Annotated in this window: 15 protein-coding genes and 3 pseudogenes; 6 read left to right on the top strand and 12 right to left on the bottom strand. The window is 62.8% G+C overall.

What is annotated here, in order from left to right; all coding sequences use genetic code 11:
- Nucleotides 1-18 precede the first annotated feature (18 nt).
- From ACHMW6_RS04590 to argJ, 3 genes and pseudogenes are all read right to left on the bottom strand, one after another.
- Nucleotides 19-415 (bottom strand): annotated as a pseudogene (locus ACHMW6_RS04590) (NUDIX domain-containing protein).
- Entirely contained in the window at nt 415-1,287 is an 873-nt protein-coding gene (locus ACHMW6_RS04585) for an ATP-binding protein (protein ID WP_395405940.1), read from the bottom strand. Before ACHMW6_RS04585 ends, ACHMW6_RS04590 begins: the two are co-directional and overlap by 1 nt.
- Nucleotides 1,287-2,525 carry a bifunctional glutamate N-acetyltransferase/amino-acid acetyltransferase ArgJ gene (gene argJ / locus ACHMW6_RS04580; protein WP_395405938.1) on the bottom strand — a complete coding sequence of 413 codons (1,239 nt, stop codon included), beginning with the start codon at nt 2,523-2,525 and terminating at the stop codon, nt 1,287-1,289. The genes ACHMW6_RS04585 and argJ overlap by 1 nt, the downstream gene beginning before the upstream one ends.
- Nucleotides 2,526-2,840: 315 nt before the next feature.
- Between argJ and ACHMW6_RS04575 the strand changes: the two genes are divergently transcribed.
- A complete protein-coding gene (locus ACHMW6_RS04575) occupies nt 2,841-4,046 on the top strand; it encodes a hypothetical protein (protein WP_395405936.1) in 1,206 nt (401 codons plus the stop codon).
- A 10-nt stretch (nt 4,047-4,056) separates the two neighbouring features.
- Nucleotides 4,057-4,464 carry a hypothetical protein gene (locus ACHMW6_RS04570; RefSeq protein WP_395405934.1) on the top strand — a complete coding sequence of 136 codons (408 nt, stop codon included), beginning with the start codon at nt 4,057-4,059 and terminating at the stop codon, nt 4,462-4,464.
- A 108-nt stretch (nt 4,465-4,572) separates the two neighbouring features.
- Here ACHMW6_RS04570 and ACHMW6_RS04565 read toward each other — a convergent pair whose 3' ends face one another.
- Nucleotides 4,573-5,298, bottom strand: coding sequence for a substrate-binding periplasmic protein (locus tag ACHMW6_RS04565; RefSeq protein ID WP_395405932.1), 726 nt, complete (start codon nt 5,296-5,298; stop codon nt 4,573-4,575).
- Nucleotides 5,299-5,339: 41 nt separating this feature from the next.
- On the opposite strand from ACHMW6_RS04565, the gene ACHMW6_RS04560 reads away from it, so the two are divergent.
- A complete protein-coding gene (locus ACHMW6_RS04560; protein ID WP_395405930.1) occupies nt 5,340-7,328 on the top strand; it encodes an ATP-binding protein in 1,989 nt (662 codons plus the stop codon).
- 95 nt (nt 7,329-7,423) lie between these two features.
- Here ACHMW6_RS04560 and secA read toward each other — a convergent pair.
- Nucleotides 7,424-10,184: pseudogene (gene secA, locus ACHMW6_RS04555) on the bottom strand (preprotein translocase subunit SecA).
- Between the two features lie 143 nt (nt 10,185-10,327).
- Between secA and ACHMW6_RS04550 the strand changes: the two are divergent.
- The gene (locus ACHMW6_RS04550) at nt 10,328-10,798 is read left to right on the top strand and encodes a hypothetical protein (protein ID WP_395405928.1); all 471 of its coding nucleotides are present in this window, start codon (nt 10,328-10,330) and stop codon (nt 10,796-10,798) included.
- Between the two features lie 12 nt (nt 10,799-10,810).
- Here ACHMW6_RS04550 and lpxC read toward each other — a convergent pair whose 3' ends face one another.
- Nucleotides 10,811-11,749, bottom strand: coding sequence for a UDP-3-O-acyl-N-acetylglucosamine deacetylase (gene lpxC / locus ACHMW6_RS04545; RefSeq protein ID WP_395405926.1), 939 nt, complete (start codon nt 11,747-11,749; stop codon nt 10,811-10,813).
- A gap of 125 nt (nt 11,750-11,874) precedes the next feature.
- On the bottom strand, nt 11,875-12,717 hold the full coding sequence (locus ACHMW6_RS04540; protein WP_395408529.1) for a DMT family transporter: 843 nt from the start codon (nt 12,715-12,717) through the stop codon (nt 11,875-11,877).
- Between the two features lie 182 nt (nt 12,718-12,899).
- On the opposite strand from ACHMW6_RS04540, the gene ACHMW6_RS04535 reads away from it, so the two are divergent.
- A complete protein-coding gene (locus tag ACHMW6_RS04535; RefSeq protein WP_395405924.1) occupies nt 12,900-13,379 on the top strand; it encodes an SET domain-containing protein in 480 nt (159 codons plus the stop codon).
- A gap of 67 nt (nt 13,380-13,446) precedes the next feature.
- On the top strand, nt 13,447-13,809 hold the full coding sequence (locus ACHMW6_RS04530) for a DUF2628 domain-containing protein (protein ID WP_395405922.1): 363 nt from the start codon (nt 13,447-13,449) through the stop codon (nt 13,807-13,809).
- A gap of 32 nt (nt 13,810-13,841) precedes the next feature.
- Here the strand turns inward: ACHMW6_RS04530 and ACHMW6_RS04525 are convergent, their stop codons facing one another.
- From ACHMW6_RS04525 to ACHMW6_RS04505, 5 genes and pseudogenes are all read right to left on the bottom strand, one after another.
- Nucleotides 13,842-14,345: a peroxiredoxin gene (locus tag ACHMW6_RS04525; protein WP_395405920.1), complete on the bottom strand. Its 504-nt coding sequence runs from the start codon at nt 14,343-14,345 to the stop codon at nt 13,842-13,844.
- Between the two features lie 120 nt (nt 14,346-14,465).
- On the bottom strand, nt 14,466-15,683 hold the full coding sequence (gene ftsZ / locus ACHMW6_RS04520; RefSeq protein ID WP_395405918.1) for a cell division protein FtsZ: 1,218 nt from the start codon (nt 15,681-15,683) through the stop codon (nt 14,466-14,468).
- Between the two features lie 98 nt (nt 15,684-15,781).
- The gene (gene ftsA / locus ACHMW6_RS04515) at nt 15,782-17,014 is read right to left on the bottom strand and encodes a cell division protein FtsA (RefSeq protein WP_154375265.1); all 1,233 of its coding nucleotides are present in this window, start codon (nt 17,012-17,014) and stop codon (nt 15,782-15,784) included.
- Between the two features lie 16 nt (nt 17,015-17,030).
- Nucleotides 17,031-17,795 (bottom strand): cell division protein FtsQ/DivIB, encoded by a 765-nt coding sequence (locus tag ACHMW6_RS04510; protein WP_395405915.1) that lies wholly within the window; start codon nt 17,793-17,795, stop codon nt 17,031-17,033.
- Nucleotides 17,796-17,805: 10 nt separating this feature from the next.
- A pseudogene (locus ACHMW6_RS04505) lies at nt 17,806-18,679 on the bottom strand (D-alanine--D-alanine ligase).
- Between the last annotated feature and the right edge of the window lie 11 nt (nt 18,680-18,690).

Below are 18,690 nucleotides of genomic sequence, written 5' to 3'. Positions count from 1 at the left end.
AGGTTTAGGCCGTGGGTTCTAAGAACGTTCGAGCCACTGCAGGAGCGGAATCGTCGCCGGCAGCAAGGGCTCCACACTCACCTCCCCCTGCCAGGCAAACGCCTGTCCCTCCAGGCTCTGCGGCTCGCCCGTCCACTCGCGGCTGATGAAGAAATGCAGCCGCACGTGCGCATGTTCGTACACATGCTCCACGCCGCACCACTCTTCGGCGCTGAGCACGCTCACGCCCAGTTCCTCCATGAACTCCCGCTTGAGCGCCTCAAGGATAGTCTCCCCCGGATCGACCTTCCCGCCCGGGAATTCCCAATACCCCCGCATAAGGCTTGCCCTCTGGCCGCTGCCCCAGCAGCACATCGCCATTGGCTTTCATCAGGATGCCAACCGCCACGTCGATTGGTCGTGCCACCTCCGCCATCAGTGCTTCCCCGCGTAATCGCGCGCGAACTGCCAGGCCACGCGGCCGGAACGCGAGCCGCGCTGCAGCGCCCAGCGCAGCGCGTCGCCGCGGGCATCGGCGATCTGTTCGGCCGTGCAGCCGAAGGACGCCAGCCAGTGCGCCACGATGCCGAGGTAATCGTCCTGCTTGAAGGGATAGAAGGACAGCCACAGCCCGAAGCGCTCGGACAGGGAAATCTTCTCCTCCACCGTCTCGCCCGGATGCAGGTCGCCATCGTCATCGTGGGTCGTGCCGGCGTTGTCGCTGAAGCGCTCCGGCAACAGGTGGCGGCGGTTGGAGGTGGCGTAGATCAGGAGGTTGTCGGCATGGCCGGCAATGGAACCGTCCAGCGCCACCTTCAGCGCCTTGTAGCCGCCCTCGCCTTCCTCGAAGGACAGGTCATCGCAGAACACCACGAAGCGTTCGGGACGGCCGGCGACCAGGTCCACGATATCGGGCAGGTCGGACAGGTCGGCCTTGTCCACCTCGATCAGGCGCAGGCCATCGGCCGCGAACTGGTTCAGGCAAGCCTTGATCAGCGAAGACTTGCCGGTGCCGCGCGCGCCAGTCAACAGCACATTATTGGCCGGCTTTCCCGACACGAACTGCCTCGTATTCTGCTCGATCTGGACCTTCTGGTTGCCGACATGCTGCAAATCGTCCAGCGCGATGGCGGCCGGATGGCGCACCGGCTGCAGCCAGCCGCCTTCGGCCAGGCCCTTGCGCTTGCGCCAGCGGAAGGCAGTCGCGGCGGACCAGTCCGGCGCCGGCGGGGCCGGCGGCAGGATGGCTTCGACGCGCGCCAGCACCGCCTCGGCGCGCTTGAGGAATTGTTCGAGCGGGGTTGCCATCAGGAGCGGTAGTCAGCGTTGATCGACACGTAATCGTGCGACAGGTCGCAGGTGTAGACGGTGGCCTTGGCCGCGCCGCGCGCCAGTTTCACGCGCACGGTGATTTCGCTCTGCTTCATCACGCGCTGGCCATCTTCCTCTTTGTAGTCCGGGTTGCGGCCGCCATCCTTGGCCACCCACACGTCATCCAGGTAGAGATTGATCTTGCTCACGTCCAGGTCGTCCACGCCGGCGTAGCCGATGGCGGCCAGGATGCGGCCCAGGTTCGGATCGGAAGCGAAGAAAGCGGTCTTGACCAGCGGCGAGTGGCCGATGGAGTAAGCGATCTTGCGGCATTCTTCCATGTTCTTGCCGTCTTCCACCGTGATCGTCATGAATTTCGTCGCACCTTCGCCATCGCGCACGATGGCTTGCGCCAGAAAGACGGACAGCTCGGTCACCGCGGCGGCCAGCGCCTTGTATTCCGGCGAATCGACCGAGTTCACTTCCAGCGTGCCGGCGCCGGTGGCGATCAGCATGAAGGAATCGTTGGTCGAGGTGTCGCCATCAATGGTGATGCAGTTGAAGCTCTGGTCGGCCGCTTCCTTGACCAGCACGTCCAGCACCGGCTGCGCCACTTTGGCGTCGAAAGCCAGGTAGCCCAGCATGGTCGCCATATTCGGCTTGATCATGCCGGCGCCCTTTGAGATGCCGGTCATGGTCACGCTGTGGCCGGCGATCTGCACGGTGCGCGAGCCGGCTTTCGGCTGGGTATCCGTGGTCATGATGGCTTCAGCGGCGTTAAACCAGTTGTCGGATTTCAGGTTCTGCACGGCTTTCGGCAAGCCGGCCTTGATCTTCTCGACCGGCAGCGGCTCCAGGATCACGCCGGTGGAGAACGGCAGCACTTGCTGCGCGTCGCAGCCCAGTTCGGCAGCCAGGGCCTGGCAAGTGGCGCGCGCATTGGCCATGCCCGCTTCGCCCGTGCCGGCATTGGCATTGCCGGTGTTGACCATCAGGGCGCGGATAGGCTTGCCGCCTGCTTTCACAGCCGCCAGGTTTTCCTTCGAGATTTGCACCGGCGCGGCGCAGAAACGGTTCAGCGTAAATACGCCCGATACCGTGGCGCCTTCCGCCAGTTTCATGACCAGCACGTCCTTGCGGTTCGGTTTCTTGATGCCCGCTTCGGCGTAGCCGATGTCGATACCGGCAACGGGTTTCAGATCGGAGGCGACAGGGATGGGGGAATTGACGGCCATGAATGCTCTCTTGCAAAGAAGGGAAATAAAGCCGTTATTGTAATCCCTGCACCGCCAAATGCGCCGCCGCAATCCGGCAATAACTCATGCACTGCAACAGTGCAACTATCACAATGGATGTCTCCAATTTGCCTACAAAAATTAGTAAAACCCTACTAGTTGGCTGAAATTGGTTCCTGAGTTCAACTATTTTCATCTATCGTGGGCAACTGCCGCGCACACGGCACTTTTGGCCTCTCGCAGTGCACCAATAAATAGCACGATCGTGCTGCAACGGCTGAAAATATTAAAACTATCAAATCGGGAACACCACTTATGAAGAAGAAACTTATCGTCGCATCCGTCCTGTCGGCGGCCGCCTGGCTGCCGGCTCAGGCGGGTACTTTAGGCGACGGCAACCTCAGCATCAGCGGTTTTGGCACGCTTGGCGCCGCCAAGACCAATACCGATGAAGTGAAATTCGTCCGCTACAACCAGCAGTCGGGCGTGGGCGATTCGCCGCGCCTGGGCCTGGATACCAATCTCGGCCTGCAAGCGACCTACACGATGACGCCGCAGTTGTCGGCCACCGTGCAAGTGCTGACCCGCAAGACCACCAGCGAGCAGTTCACTACCGAGCTGACCTGGGGCTTCCTGAAGTACAAGCTGAACGATGAAACCAGCGTGCGCGTCGGCCGCACCATCATCCCCGCCTTCCTGATCTCCGACTACCAGAACGTGGGCTATGCCAACACGATGATGCGTCCGCCGGTCGAGCTGTACGGCCAGGAACCGCTGGAAAACGTGGATGGCGCCGACATCAACTGGCAGCACGCCTTCGGCGACACCAATGTGACGGCACAAGCCTTCGTCGGCAAGAGCAGCGGCAAGCTGTTCGTCGCTGCCGGCGGCGGCAACGTGACCCACTATGACGCGCCGGCCTGGGGCGTGGCCGTCTCCGCCGAGCATGGCCCGATCACTGTGCGCGCCGCCCACATGCGCGCCAAGATCGAAGTCAACGACTTCACCCTGCTGAACAACCTGACCGATACCCTGACCAAATTCGGCTTCAGCCAGCTGGCCAAGGACATGACCACCAAGGGCGGCAAGCACATGAGCTTCACCTCGGTCGGCATGACCCTGGACTGGCAAAACATCGTCGCGCAGGCCGAATACGCCCAGCGCCGCGCCCAGGACGCTACCTACATCCCGCAATCGAATTCCTGGTACGCGATGGCCGGCTACCGCTTCGGCAAAGTGCTGCCCTACTATGCCCACGCGCACACCAATGGCGCCGAGCAGAAGATCAAGGCGCCGGCGCTGCCGGCCGCACTGGCTGTGCCCGTCGCGCAGTTCCTCACGGCCCCGGCCCAGAGCACCGACCTGGTCGGCCTGCGCTGGGACTTCGCCAAGTCGCTCGCGCTGAAAGTGCAGTATGACCGCGTGAAGCCGACCGCCAAGAGCGGCACCCTGGTGTACGGCCCGGCCGTTTACACCAGGAAGGTCAACGTGATCGCCGCCGGCGTCGATTTCGTGTTCTGAGGAGACGGTCATGAAAAAAATCCTGAGCATCCTCCTCGCGGCTGCACTGGGCGGCGCCATGCTGCCCGCATCGGCTGAAATCGTCGTGATCGTCAACAAGGAGAATCCCGCCTCGCGCATGTTCTCCGAACAGGCATCGCAATTCTTCCTCGGTAAATCGGCCATGTTCACGCCCATCGACCAGGGCGAAGGCTCCAAGATCCGCACCGACTTCTATCAGAAGATCGCGGACAAGGACCCGGCACAGGTGAAAGCTATCTGGTCCAAGCTGGTCTTCACCGGCAAGGCGACGCCGCCGAAGGAGCTGAAGTCGAACGCTGAAGTGAAGAAGGCGGTGGCGGATGATCCGAAGGCGATCGGGTATATCGATAAGTCGGCGGTGGATGATACGGTTAAGGTGATTCTGACTTTGCCTTGAACCCAAGGCAGACCCTGGTGTCTGCCACGATGTGGCAGACACCTGTTCCGCGCCGCGTGCAAAGGAGGCTGACACAACGTGCCTGCCTCCAGCTGTTGCCTTGGGTTCTCAGTCCCAGCGCGCCAGCAGCGCCGCCATCAGCCGCTGCCCCTCCTTCGACTCGCACGCCGCGCGCAGGCGCGCCAATGCGGCCTTATCCTCCGCCAGTGGACTGGTGCGCGACACCAGCACCGCCAGCGGATGCGAACCCAGTGACACCTCTCCGAAATCCGCCATATCCAGCCCCACAGACCGCATGGCGGCACGGCAGCCGGGATAAGAACACACAGTGCCGTCCAATCGACCCGCGCGCATCATGCGCATGCCCTGCTCCTGCGTATTGACCAGCGAAGCATGGAAAGGCACGGTGGCCGCGTAGGTCGCCAGCACCTGGCTGCCGCGCAGCATGCCGATGGTGCGCCCCACCAAATCGGACGGCAGACTGGCCGCACCGACGATATCGCGCCGGTACAGGATGGACAGGCGCACCGTGGCCGGCTGGCACAGCACGAAGGCAATCGCGTCACGGTCCGGTGTGGGAATCAGCATGGACAGCGCATTCTGCCCGCTGCGCAAGCCTTCCACCGCGCGCAGGTAGGGCCGCACCGACACTTCCAGAGGCACGTCCGCACTATCGGCGATAAAGCTCAGGAAGGCGGGCGCGATCCCCTCGCCCGTATGCTCGAAGCCCCAGGGTTCGATATTGATGCTCCACGCTTCAAGCGCGGGCGCGGCGCAGGCGATGTTTGTGGCGGCAGCCAGCGCCAGCGCAGCCAGGGCAAGCGATGCCTTCATCTCAGTCTCCTTTTAACTCAGCATAGGAGATACAATCCGGATTGCTAACCTTTCCGGAGAATGCGTTGAACCTGTCGCTGCGTGCGAAATTCCTGATCCTTAGCGCCCTGGTGCAGGCCCTCGTGGTCGCCCTGCTGATCGGGAACAGCCTGCGGCTGATGAACAACGCTGTCAGCAACAATGCGGATCGCGTGGCCCACGAATACGCCGTCAATCTCAATCTTACGCTCAGTCCATATGCCAGCAGCGGCAGACTGGGCGATCTGCGTTCCTACTGGTCGGAGATGCTCTCCGATCCATCGGACAGCTTCCTGCGCTACATCGTCATCCTCGATGCCAGCGGCAAGACGATCCTGGAAGCCGGCGAGCGTCCTTTCGCCCTGCCCGCTGCGCTGCGCGCCGATCCTTTCGACAGCAAGAAGGGCGTGCGCACCGCGCTCGAAGGACAAACCCTGCATGCCCGCGCGCCCCTGCTGCTGAAGGACAACAAGGTCGGCACACTGAATTTCGGCCTGTCCACGCGCGACCTGGCGCGTGCCCGCGAAGAAGTGCTGATGCAGGGCGGGATCATCGCCGCGCTGGGCTTTGCCATTGCCCTGCTGCTGTTCTTCGCCTTCACGCGCGGCGTCGGCCTGCGCCTGCGCGCGCTGACAGCGCAGTCCGAGAAACTGGCGCATGGCCAGTACGGCCAGCAACTGCCGGCTCACGGCGGCGATGAACTGGAGGTCGTCACGAATTCGCTGAACAGCATGAGCGCCGCACTGCGCGAGCGCGTCGACCAGCTGGAGGAGTCGCAGCGTCTCCTGCGCGAATCCGAGGAACGCTTCCGCACCCTGTTCGACATGACGCCGCTGCCGTTGACCGTGACCGACCAGGAAGGCTGCGTGATCGCCGCCAACCAGGCCTTGCTGCGCACCTTTGAATTGCGGCCGATGCAGCTGATCGGCCGCCGCTCGGACGAAATCGATTTCTGGTTCTCGCCCGATGAGCCGCGGCGCATCTGGTCCATCTACCGCGAGCGCGGTTCGGTGCAGGGCGAGGTAGCCGACGTGCGCCTGCCGGATGGCAGCGCGGGCTATGTGGCCATCTGGTCGTCGTCCCTGGTGCTGGACGGCCAGCGCGCCGTGATTTGGGCCCTGCTCGACCTGACCGAGGAAATGAACGCCAAGGAAGCGCTGAAGGAACTGAATATTTCGCTGGAGAGCCGCGTGGCCGAGCGCTCGGCGGACCTCTCCAACGCGCTGGAAACGTTGAAGCGCACGCAGCACGACCTGATTGCATCGGAGAAGATGGCGTCCCTCGGATCGCTGGTGGCGGGCATTGCGCACGAGCTCAATACGCCGATCGGCAACAGCCTGCTGGCCTCCACGGCGCTGGCTGACCGCGTGAAGGATTTCCAGGGCGTGGTGGCGGAAGGTGCGCTCAGGCGCTCTTCGCTGAACCACCACCTGGAAGAAGTCCACATGGCCTGCGGGCTGATTTCGAATTCGCTGCAGAAGGCCGCGGACCTGATCTCCTCCTTCAAGCAGATCGCCGTGGACCAGACCAACGACCAGCGCCGCCGCTTCAGGCTACAGACCGTGGTGCTGGACACCACCGCGACCTATACTCCGCGCCTGCGCCGCTCCAATTGCGCCGCCAGCGTGGACGTGCCGCCGGAACTGGAGCTCGACTCCTATCCGGGCTCGCTCTACCAGGTGTTCAATAACCTGATCAACAACGCCCTGGCCCACGGCTTCGAAGGCCGCGACAAGGGCCACATCTCCATCACGGCGCGCGCAGGCCAGATGGGCTACATCGACATCGTCTTCCGCGACGACGGCATCGGCATGAGCGAGGAAGTACAGCGCCGCGTGTTCGATCCCTTCTTTACTACCAAGATGGGCAGCGGCGGCACGGGGCTGGGCATGAATATCGTCTACAACATCGTCACCGGCGTGATGGGCGGCCGGATCGCCATCGAGTCCACCCCCGGCCAGGGCACCGCCATCCGCATGACGATCCCCGTCAACTCGCCGCAAAAAGAATAAAAACCCAAGGCCCAAACCAGGTGTCTGCCACGATGTGGCAGACCCCAGCATCTGCCGTGGGTTCAAAAAAAACCGGGGCAAGCCCCGGTTTCTTTTTAAGCCAGCTTGCCGTGGCAAGCCTTGTACTTCTTCCCGCTGCCGCAAGGGCAAGGATCGTTGCGGCCGACCTTGACGCCCACCTGCACCGTCGCCTCGATCTGTTCCGGCATCGCGGTTGGCGCCAGCAGTTCTTCCGGCGCCGCGTTTGGGTTGAAGTCCGCGTGCTGGTAGTGCACGTTCTCCACGTGGGACTGGGCCAGCGCCGCTTCCGCCGCGTCGATCTCTTCGCGCGACTGGATGCGGACCGTCATCACCATGCGGGTCACTTCGTTCTTGATCATGTCCAGCATCTGGCCGAACAGTTCGAAGGCTTCACGCTTGTACTCCTGCTTCGGGTTCTTCTGCGCATAGCCGCGCAGGTGGATACCCTGGCGCAGGTGGTCCAGCGCCGCCAGGTGCTCGCGCCAGTGGCTGTCCACCGACTGCAGCATCACGTTGCGCTCGAAGCCGCCGAAGGCTTCCTTGCCCACGATGTCGATCTTGGCCTGGTACTGCTGGTCAGCTGCGGCAATCACGCGCTCCAGGATGTCCTCGTCGCTGATGGACGATTCTTTTTCCATCATCTGCACCAGCGGCAGGTCGATCTGCCATTCGGCAGCCAGCGTGGCTTGCAGCGCCGGGATATCCCACTGCTCTTCCACCGACTCTTCCGGCACATACTGGCGCACCACGTCGGTGAACACGCCGTGGCGCAGGTTGAGGATCATGTCGCCGATCTCGTTCGCTTCCAGCAGCTCGTTACGCTGCTGGTAGATCACCTTGCGCTGGTCGTTGGCGACGTCATCGTATTCGAGCAGCTGCTTACGGATGTCGAAGTTGCGGGCCTCGACCTTGCGCTGCGCGGATTCGATGGAGCGGGTCACAATGCCCGCTTCGATCGGTTCGCCTTCCGGCATCTTCAGGCGGTCCATGATGGCGCGTACGCGGTCGCCCGCGAAGATGCGCAGGAGCGGGTCGTCCAGCGACAGGTAGAAGCGGGACGAGCCCGGGTCGCCCTGGCGGCCGGAACGGCCGCGCAGCTGGTTGTCCACGCGGCGGGATTCGTGACGCTCGGTACCCCACGATGTGCAGGCCGCCGGCCGAGACAACCTGGTTGTGCAGGTTCTGCCAGCCGTCGCGCAGCGCTTCCGCCTGGGATGCCTTGTCGGCATCGCTCAGTTCCGGATTGGCTTCGACGAACTGGATCTGTTTTTCGACATTACCGCCCAACACGATGTCGGTACCGCGGCCCGCCATATTGGTGGCGATGGTGATCGCTTTCGGCGAGCCTGCCTGGGCGATGATTTCCGCTTCGCGGGCGTGCTGTTTTGCGTTCAGCACGTTGTGCGGCAGCTTGGCCTTGCTCAGGATGCCCGACAGCAGCTCGGAGTTTTCAATCGAGGTGGTACCCACCAGTACCGGCTGTCCGCGCTCGTAGCAGTCGCGGATGTCGATCAGCATGGCGTTGTACTTTTCCTCGTTGGACTTGTACACCTGGTCCTGGCGGTCCTTGCGCTGGGAAGGACGGTTCGGCGGAATCACCACGGTTTCCAGGCCATAGATTTCCTGGAATTCGTAGGCTTCGGTATCGGCCGTACCGGTCATGCCGGCCAGCTTGGCGTACATACGGAAATAGTTCTGGAAGGTGATCGAGGCCAGGGTCTGGTTCTCGTTCTGGATCTTTACGCCTTCCTTGGCTTCCACAGCCTGGTGCAGGCCGTCGGACCAGCGGCGGCCCGTCATCAGGCGGCCGGTGAATTCGTCGACGATGACGACTTCATTGTTCTGCACCACATAGTGCTGGTCCTTGAAGTACAGGGCGTGCGCGCGCAGCGCCGCGTACAGGTGGTGCACCAGGGTGATATTGGCGGAGTCGTACAGCGACGCGCCTTCCGGCAGCAGGCCCATGCGGGTCAGGATGCCTTCAGCCTTCTCGTGGCCGGCTTCGGTCAGCAGCACCTGGTGCGCTTTCTCGTCCTTGGTATAGTCGCCCGGGACTTCGATGTTGCCCTTGCCGTCCGGCGTTTCTTCGCCAACCTGCAGGGTCAGCTGGGGCGGCACCAGGTTGATCTTGTGGTACAGGTCCGTGTGGTTTTCGGCCTGGCCGGAAATGATCAGCGGGGTACGGGCTTCGTCGATGAGGATCGAGTCAACTTCGTCGACGATGCCGAAATTCAGGCCGCGCTGCACGCGGTCGCGTGATTCGAACACCATATTGTCGCGCAGGTAGTCGAAGCCGAATTCATTGTTGGTGCCGTAGGTGATGTCCGAACCGTAGGCCAGCTGCTTGGCGCTGTGCTCCATCTGGGACAGGTTCACGCCGCAGGTCAGACCCAGCCAGCGGTACAGCTTGCCCATGGTCTCGGCGTCGCGCTGGGCCAGGTAATCGTTGACGGTCACGATGTGCACGCCCTTGCCGGACAGTGCGTTCAGGTAGGCCGGCAGGGTTGCCGTCAGGGTCTTGCCTTCACCGGTGCCCATTTCAGCGATCTTGCCATAGTGCAGAACCATGCCGCCGATCAGCTGCACGTCGAAGTGACGCATCTTGAATACGCGCTTGGAGGCTTCGCGGCAGACGGCGAACGCCTCCGCCAGCAGATCGTCCAGCGCTTCGCCATTGGCCACGCGCTCCTTGAAGGCAGGCGTTTTCGCTTGCAGTTCGGCATCCGACAGCTTTTCAAACTCCGGTTCCAGGGCATTGATCGCCTTGACCGTTTTTTGGTATTGCTTAAGCAGTCGCTGGTTGCGGCTGCCGAAAATCTGGGTCAGTAAGGACATTTCTTGAATTCTTCCTCGGGTCCGCCAATGGCAAAAGTGCGTGATTTTATCATGCGCGTTGGGCAAGGTTGGGATGTTCAGCTATATAACAATAGCCAGAGTGAAAAATTTACCCGCCGAGGCCGTCACGATACAATGGCGGTATGCGTTCCCGTTACACCAATATGATCCGCGAAGCCGTCGGCGCCACGGACTTTCTTCGCCGCAACGACCGTTTGGCTGCGCTGCTGCCGGCTGCCCAGCGTATGGCCGATTTGCAGCGCGATTGCGCTGAAGCCCTGCCAACCTCGTTCAAGTTCTGCGAAATCCTGGCTTTCAATGGGACGGACCTGACGCTTTCGACGCCCAATGCCGCAGTTGCTGCCAAGCTTAAACAACAGTTGCCTAAGCTACAAGAATCGCTGGTCCGGAAAGGGTGGCAGATTAACAACATCCGCTTGAAAGTGCAGATGACGCCGGCCGCCGTGCGCGCCGTCCGCCCGCAACCTAACCTCGAGCTGCCGACCACGGCCGTCGACGCTTTCTCCGAGCTCAGCGACCAACTCGAAGCCACCAAGGAAAACGCGCCGCTGATCGCGGCGCTGAAGGCTATGGTGGCGAAACGCCGGCCCTGACGGCCGGCCCGATCAATAGTTGAACGACCATTCTTCCGCCAACTGGCGGGCGTAGGATGGCGGGGCCTGGTCGGAGGATTCGTAGGTGACGATTTCGTAGGACGAGGGGTCGTCCAGCATGGCGCGCAGCAGCTGGTTGTTCAGCGCGTGGCCGGATTTGTGGGCCTCGTAGCTGGCGACCATGGGGTGGCCGACCATGTAGAGGTCGCCGATCGCGTCCAGGATCTTGTGGCGCACGAATTCGTCGTCGTAGCGCAGGCCGTCGGAGTTGAGGATGCGGTACTCGTCCATCACGATGGCGTTTTCCAGCGACCCGCCGCGCGCCAGGCCGATGCCGCGCAGCATTTCCACGTCCTGCATGAAGCCGAAGGTGCGGGCGCGCGCGATGGCCTGCACATAGGACACATCGCCGAAGTCCACATTGGCGCGCTGGGCGGTGCCGTCCACGGCCGGGTGGTTGAATTCGATGAAGAAGTCGAGCTTGAAGCCGTCATGCGGCACCAGGCGTGCCCACTTTTCGTTATTGCCCTTGCCTTCGCGCACCTCAACCGTTTTCTTGATACGGATGAATTTTTTCGGGGCGTTCTGCTCTTCCACGCCGCCCTGCTGCAGCAGGTACACGAACGAAGATGCCGAACCATCCATGATCGGAATTTCTTCCGCGGTCACGTCCACGTAGAGGTTGTCGATGCCCAGCCCGGCGCAGGCGGACATCAGGTGCTCCACGGTCGAGACGCGGCCGCCGTCCTTCATCAGCACGGTGGCCATGCGCGTATCGCCGACAATGCTGGCGCTTGCCGGGAAGACAACAGGCGGGTCCATATCGACGCGGCGGAACACGATGCCCGTATCCGGCTCGGCAGGACGCAAGGTCAGCTCGACCTTGGTGCCGGAGTGCAGTCCCACGCCCGTGGTGCGGACCAGTTCTTTGATAGTTCGTTGTTTCAGCATCCGTTGATTATATCGGGATTCCGTTCGGCAGGTCGGCGGCACAGCAGGCCGGCCGCTGGCCCCTGGTGGCGTCCCGGGCGACGCATTGGCGGATCATTGATCCGCCGTCTTAGCGCCGTCGTGTCCTAAGGATGCTCCGCCTCCGGATGGTCCGATTCGCGCCGCACCAGGTAAATGCCGGAGGCGATGATGATGGCGGCACCAAGCAGCGTGTACATATCGGGCAAGGTCTGCCAGAGCGCCCAGTCGATGCCCACGCCCCAGGCCAGGGCCGTGTACTCGAACGGCGCCACGATCGACGCCTTGCCGATACTGAATGCCTTGGTGAGCGCCAGTTGTCCGAGGAAGCCGCTCACGGCCAGCGCCAGCAAGGGCAGCCAATCGTCCATCTGCACCGGCACCCACTGCTGCCAGGCCAGCGGCGCCACGCCGATGCCCATCATGGCCAGCACCCAGAACATGATGTGTTCCGGCTCATCGGTGCGCGCCAGGATGCGGCTGGCGATGGCAGAAACGGCATAGCACACGGCCGATCCCAACACGGCCAGCCCCGCCATCGAAATGAAACTGCTGCCGTCCGGACGCAGCACCACCAGCACGCCGCCCAAGCCAACAAAAATTGCCACCCACTGCCCCAGCCCTACCTTCTCGCGCAGGAAGAAGACTGCCAGCGCCGTCACCAGGGCCGGCGCAATGAAGAAGATCGAGTAAGTCTCCGCCAGCGGCAGATGCTTCAGCGCATAGGCGAACAGGGACAGCATGCCGATACCAATCACACCGCGCAGCAGATGCAGCGGCCAGCGGATGCGGAACATGCCGCGGAACTTGCCTCGCCATGCGAGGAAGGCGCACACCAGGGGCATGGACGACATGCATCGCAGCGCGGTCACCTGCACGGCCGGATAATGCGCGGCCAGCACCTTCATGGACGCGTCCATGAAAGCGAACATCGCGACGGCAAGCACCATCGCATTGATACTCTGCAGATTTTCTTTCGCGCTGGGAGTCATTTCAGTCCATTTTCTCGTGCCGGACCGGCCATTGTACTGAAAGAAAGCGCCGTCCGCAGCGGCTCATGCGCTGCACGGCAGATCCGCTGCCAGACAAGCGTGCGCGGACGGGTTATGATGGCAGGATGAACGCTGAAGCCATGAAAAAATCCGACACCGCTCCCCTGTACGAAGTCCAAGAATCGCCCGTCCACGGACGCGGTGTGTTCGCGCACCGCAAGATCGAAGCGGGGACGCGCATCATCGAGTACACCGGCGAGATCGTCGACTGGGACGAATGCTGCCGCCGCACCGCCGAGAAAGCCGGCCCGATCGGACATACCTTCTTCTTCAGCCTGAACAACGGCCTGCTGATCGACGGCGGCACCGGCGGCAATGAGTCGCGCTTCATCAACCACTCCTGCGAGCCGAACTGCGAAGCGGAAGAAGACGACGACTCGCGCGTGTTCATCTGCTCCCTGCGCGACATCGAGCCCGGCGAGGAGCTGAACTACAACTACGGCCTGATCTACGACGAGCGCCACACCAAGGCCGTGAAAAAGCAGTTCGCCTGCTACTGCGGCGCCCCCTCCTGCACCGGCGTCATGCTCGCCCCCAAGAAGCGCAAGCGCAAAAGCTGAGAAAGCGCAACGCCACGCGCCATAGCCATTGCTACGATGAGACTCCTTTCACGCATGGGAGGCGTCCATGGCGGAGCTATCGGCATCCTGGCAGCGGCGGTTCACGCTGATCAAGCAGGCAGGCGGGCCTGAGTTATCGACGATCCAGACTCTCAGTGCCGGGCAGACGTTCAGGCTCTGGTTCAATTTCCTGGCCCTGCTGTTCGGGCCGATCTATTACATCTGCAAGGGCATGTGGCGCAAGGCGATCACGCTGAGCGCGCTGATCCTGTTCGCAATCTTTTCGCTCGCGGTGATGGCGCCGCTGATGGGCATGGACGAGGAAGCACTGACACGGATCGGCAAATACTGCGGGCCGGCGATCTTCTGCCTGCGCGCCAATATCGACTACTACAAGCGCATGGTGCTGCAGGAAAACGGCTGGTGGTAGCGGCGCCGGGAAGGCGCCGCGGAGGGGAAGAATTACAGCTGGCCGAGCATGGTCTCGGCATTCGACACTTCGAACTTGCCGCCCTGCTCGATGTTGAGCTGCTTGACCACGCCGTCGTCCACCAGCATGGAGTAGCGCTGGGAACGGGTGCCCATGCCGAACTTGGAGAAGTCGGCATCCAGGCCCAGGGCCTTGCTGAAGGCGGCGTTGCCGTCGGCCATCATGCGCACGATGCCGGTGGCTTTCTGGTCGCGGCCCCAGGCGCCCATCACGAAGGCGTCGTTCACGGAGATGCACCAGATTTCGTCCACGCCCTTGGCTTTCAGCTCATTGGCGTGAGCGACATAACCCGGCACGTGCTTGGCCGAGCAGGTCGGGGTGTAGGCGCCCGGCAGGCCGAAGATGGCGATCTTCTTGCCCTTCACCAGGTCCTGCACGTTGAAAGTGTTGGGGCCCAGTGCGCAGCCTTCGGTTTCCACTTCGATGAATTCGGACAGGGTGCCTTCCGGCAGTTTGTCGCCGATCTTGATGGTCATTCGGGTTCTCCTTTAGGATAAAAAAAAACCGCTCAGCGCGGTCAGCGTTTTCCTAAGTATAAATGACCACGCCGCCGGACGCACAGGTCCGGCGGCGCGGCTGACCCGCGATCAGCCCAATCAGTCAGCCTGCTTGCGCAGGAAGGCTGGGATATCGTAGGTTTCCATGCCGGTGTTGGCCAGTGCGCGCACCTGTTCGGAGGCGGACTCGCGGCGCCATACGGCCGGCTGTTTCTGGATGTCGTGGCTGGAGCCATGCAGGCCGCCGGCGGCGCCCATGGACACGGACGAGGTCACGGTGCCGCCACCCAGCGCGGCCGACGGGGTCAGCGGCGAGTTGTGGGTACCGGTACGCAGCATTTGCTGCGGCACCAGCTGCACATGCTTCTTCTGCTTGCCCAGGCCGGTTGCCACCACGGTCACGCGGATTGCGTCGCCCATGGAATCGTCGTAGGCGATGCCCTGTGCGATCGATGCATCCGGAGCGGCGAAGGCGCGCACGGCGGCCATGACTTCCTTGATTTCCTTACCCTTCAGGCCACGCGAAGCGGTCACGTTCACCAGCACGCCGCGCGCGCCGGACAGGTCCACGCCATCCAGCAGCGGGGAAGCGACGGCCTGCTCGGCAGCCACGCGGGCGCGGTCCACGCCGGAAGCGGTGGCGGTACCCATCATGGCCTTGCCCTGCTCGCCCATGATGGTCTTCACGTCGTTGAAGTCGACGTTGATGTGGCCCGGCACGTTGATGATCTCGGCGATACCGGCCACGGCGTTGTTCAGGACGTCGTCGGCGTGCTGCAGCCATTCGATCAGGGATTCGTCTTCGTAGATCTCTTCCAGCTTCTCGTTCAGGATCACGATCAGGGAGTCGACGTTCTGCGCCAGCTGCTCCAGGCCTTCGTCGGCGATGTCCATGCAACGCTGGCCTTCGTGCGAGAACGGCTTGGAGACGACGGCCACGGTCAGCGCGCCCTGGGACTTCGCCACTTCAGCCACGATCGGGGCAGCGCCGGTGCCGGTGCCGCCGCCCATGCCGGCTGCGATGAAGACCATGTGCGCACCGCGCAGTGCGTCTTCGATACGCGCGCGGGATTCCTCGGCCAGCTTGCGGCCAACTTCAGGCTTCATGCCGGCGCCCAGGCCGGTCTCGCCGATCTGGATGATGTTGTTGGCCTTGGACGTAGCCAGCGCCTGTGCGTCAGTGTTGGCGGCGATGAACTCAACGCCGCCCATGCCCTTGTTGATCATGTGCTGCACGGCGTTGCCGCCGGCGCCACCGACGCCGACGACCTTGATGACCGTACCCAGCGTTGCGTTATCGACCATATCAAACTCCATGATAGTACTCCTGTCTAGAATGCGGTTTTCAAGCGCCAGTGCTCATATCTTTAGGAGAACTGGGGATTGAAAACTGCGTTGTTTTCAAAAAATACGCTTTAAAAATTACCTAAAAACCATTCCTTCATGCGCTGCCAGACTGCCTTCACAGAACCATCCTGGCGGGTCACGATATGCCCGCGCAGGTACTGCTTCTTCGCTTCCAACAACAGACCCAGAACCGTTGCATAGCGCGGGCTGCGCACCACGTCGGCCAGCTGGCCGCGGTAGTCCGGCGTACCCAGTCGCGCGGGCTTGAGGAAGATGTCTTCCGCCATTTCGACCATGCCCGGCATGATCGAGGTGCCGCCCGTCAGCACGATGCCCGAGGACAGCACGCCCTCGTAGCCTGATTCGCGCACCACCTGGTGCACCATCGCAAACAGCTCCTCCACGCGCGGCTCGATCACCGCCGCCAGCGCCTGGCGCGACAGGTTGCGCGGACCCCGGTCGCCCAGGCCCGGCACTTCCAGGTGCTCGCCCGGATCGGCCAGCACCTGCTTGGCCACGCCGTAGCGGATCTTGATTTCTTCCGCCTCCGAGGTCGGCGTGCGCAGCGCCATCGCGATATCGTTGGTGATCTGGTCGCCGGCGATCGGGATCACGGCCGTGTGGCGGATCGCGCCATCGGAGAACACGGCCACGTCGGTCGTGCCGCCGCCGATATCGATCAGCACCACGCCCAGTTCCTTCTCGTCGGGCGTCAGCACCGCGTCGGCCGAAGCCATCGGCTGCAGGATCAGGTCTGATACTTCCAGGCCGCAGCGGCGCACGCACTTGACGATGTTCTGCACCGCGCTCACGGCACCGGTCACGATGTGCACCTTCACTTCCAGGCGGATGCCGCTCATGCCGATCGGCTCGCGCACATCCTCCTGGCTGTCGACGATGAACTCCTGCGGCACCGTGTGCAGCAACTGCTGGTCGGTCGGGATGTTAACCGCCTTGGCCGTTTCGATGACGCGCGCCACGTCCGTCGCCGTGACTTCCTTGTCCTTGATCGCCACCATGCCGCTGGAATTGAAGGAGCGGATATGGCTGCCCGCAATGCCCGCATACACATTGCGGATCTTGCAGTCGGCCATCAGCTCCGCCTCTTCCAGCGCGCGCTGGATCGATTCGACGGTCGCTTCGATGTTGACGACCACGCCCTTCTTCAGGCCCTTGGACTCGTGCTGGCCCAGGCCTATCACTTCGTGGCGTCCATCGCCCATCACTTCGGCCACCACGGCCACCACTTTGGAGGTGCCGATGTCGAGGCCGACGATCAGGTTTTTCGCGTCTTTTGTCATCTCTCTGCCTGCTTTATCAACGTTTCTTTGTTTCTGCCGGAATCTTCAGTCCCGTCGCGCTCAGGGCCAGTCCGTTCTGGTAGCGCATGTCTATCGTTTCAATATCCGGCACACGTGCCGCCAGCTGAGGCCAGATGCGCACCAGACGGTCCACGCGCTGCCTCAGCGTGTCGTGCGTCTGCTCGCGGCCCAGGGCCACACTCATGCCGTTGTCCAGCTTCACCGTCCACGCATAGCGGCTGGACAGCGATAATCCTTCCGGCGCCAGCTTGATCGGCGCAAACCACTTGCGCAGTTCGCCGAAGCGCGCCAGCACTTCCTTCTCGCTGCCGTCCGGTCCTTCGAACTCCGGCAGCGCATGGTCTTCTTCCGCCTCGGCCAGGTTGGCGGTAAACACATCGCCCTTGGTCGACAGCAGGCGTCCATCCTCGCCCCAGGTGCCCAGCGCTTCATGCTCTTCCAGCGCCACGATCAGCTGGTCCGGCCATTCGCGCCGCACGCTCGCGCGGCGCACCCAGGGCACTGCTTCAAACACCTGGCGCACGTTATCCAGGTTGGTCGTGAAGAAGTTGCCCTTGATGCGGCCCAGCGCGCCGTTCCGCAGCGTCAGCTCATTCACATGGCGCAGCTCCGAGTTGTCCATGGTCTCAACGCGGATCATGCGCAAATCGAATACAGGACGCTGCGCCAGCCACCACACGCCGCCGGCCGCGCAAGCCAGCAACGACAGCGCGAACAAGCCGCCAGCGGTTGCGTTCAGGGCTTTTGCGTCATGCCACATCCGGTCTTCCTCAGTTCTTCGCCAGCTTCAAACGCGCCGTGCGCAGGATTTCCACGCACAGTTCTTCATAGCTCACGCCCGTCGCGCGCGCCGCCATCGGCACCAGCGAATGGCTGGTCATGCCCGGCGACGTGTTCACTTCGAGCAGGAAAAGCTTGTTGTCGCGCGCGCGCAGCAGCACGTCCACGCGGCCCCAGCCCTCGCAGCCCACGGCGCGATAGGCGTCCACGGCGATGCGCTGCATTTCATCCTGGATCGCCTGGTCCAGCTGCGGCGGGCAGAAATACTGCGTATCGTCGGTGAAGTACTTGTTCTGGTAGTCGTAATTGCCCTGCGGCGCCACGATCTCCACGATCGGCAGTGCGCGCGCATCCTTGCCGGTGCCCAGCACGGCCACGGTGAATTCGCGGCCTTCCACGAATTCCTCGGCCAGCACGGAATCGTCCAGCGCGGCGGCGGCGTCATAGGCGGCTTTCAGCTGCGCCTTGTCCGTCACCTTGGTGATGCCGATGGTCGAGCCTTCATGCGGCGGCTTCATGATCAGCGGCAGGCCAAGCTTGGCGGCCACGGCGTCCAGGTCCGAGTCCGGACCCGGCACGGCGTATTCCGGCGTCGGCAAGCCTTCGCGCAGCCACAGGATCTTGGTGGTGATCTTGTCCATGCCCACCGAGCTGGCCATCACGCCGCTGCCGGTGTAGGGAATGCCGAGCAGTTCCAGCGCGCCCTGCAGGCTGCCGTCTTCGCCGTAGCGGCCGTGCAGCGCGATGAACACGCGGTCGAATTTTTCATCGGCCAGTTCGGCCAGGGTACGCTGACCCGGGGTCGAAGGCGTGCGCGTCGACGCCCTGGCTTTGCAGCGCCTTCAGCACACCCTCGCCGGACATCAGGGAGACGT

Source organism: Pseudoduganella sp. UC29_106 (assembly GCF_044055365.1).
In the GTDB taxonomy this organism is placed as follows: Bacteria; Pseudomonadota; Gammaproteobacteria; order Burkholderiales; family Burkholderiaceae_D; genus Rugamonas.
Note: the sequence above shows the minus strand (reverse complement) of the source record. Positions and strands in the feature narration are given on the sequence as shown.

Excerpts from the sequence above, each read along its gene's own strand:
- ftsZ (WP_395405918.1), bottom strand. The coding sequence starts at position 15,683 with ATGGAGTTTGATATGGTCGATAACGCAACGCTGGGTACGGTCATCAAG.
- ACHMW6_RS04575 (WP_395405936.1), top strand. The coding sequence starts at position 2,841 with ATGAAGAAGAAACTTATCGTCGCATCCGTCCTGTCGGCGGCCGCCTGG.
- ACHMW6_RS04530 (WP_395405922.1), top strand. The coding sequence starts at position 13,447 with ATGGCGGAGCTATCGGCATCCTGGCAGCGGCGGTTCACGCTGATCAAG.
- lpxC (WP_395405926.1), bottom strand. The coding sequence starts at position 11,749 with ATGCTGAAACAACGAACTATCAAAGAACTGGTCCGCACCACGGGCGTG.
- ACHMW6_RS04550 (WP_395405928.1), top strand. The coding sequence starts at position 10,328 with ATGCGTTCCCGTTACACCAATATGATCCGCGAAGCCGTCGGCGCCACG.
- ACHMW6_RS04585 (WP_395405940.1), bottom strand. The coding sequence starts at position 1,287 with ATGGCAACCCCGCTCGAACAATTCCTCAAGCGCGCCGAGGCGGTGCTG.
- ftsA (WP_154375265.1), bottom strand. The coding sequence starts at position 17,014 with ATGACAAAAGACGCGAAAAACCTGATCGTCGGCCTCGACATCGGCACC.
- ACHMW6_RS04510 (WP_395405915.1), bottom strand. The coding sequence starts at position 17,795 with ATGTGGCATGACGCAAAAGCCCTGAACGCAACCGCTGGCGGCTTGTTC.
- ACHMW6_RS04535 (WP_395405924.1), top strand. The coding sequence starts at position 12,900 with ATGAAAAAATCCGACACCGCTCCCCTGTACGAAGTCCAAGAATCGCCC.
- ACHMW6_RS04570 (WP_395405934.1), top strand. The coding sequence starts at position 4,057 with ATGAAAAAAATCCTGAGCATCCTCCTCGCGGCTGCACTGGGCGGCGCC.
- ACHMW6_RS04565 (WP_395405932.1), bottom strand. The coding sequence starts at position 5,298 with ATGAAGGCATCGCTTGCCCTGGCTGCGCTGGCGCTGGCTGCCGCCACA.
- ACHMW6_RS04525 (WP_395405920.1), bottom strand. The coding sequence starts at position 14,345 with ATGACCATCAAGATCGGCGACAAACTGCCGGAAGGCACCCTGTCCGAA.
- argJ (WP_395405938.1), bottom strand. The coding sequence starts at position 2,525 with ATGGCCGTCAATTCCCCCATCCCTGTCGCCTCCGATCTGAAACCCGTT.
- ACHMW6_RS04540 (WP_395408529.1), bottom strand. The coding sequence starts at position 12,717 with ATGGTGCTTGCCGTCGCGATGTTCGCTTTCATGGACGCGTCCATGAAG.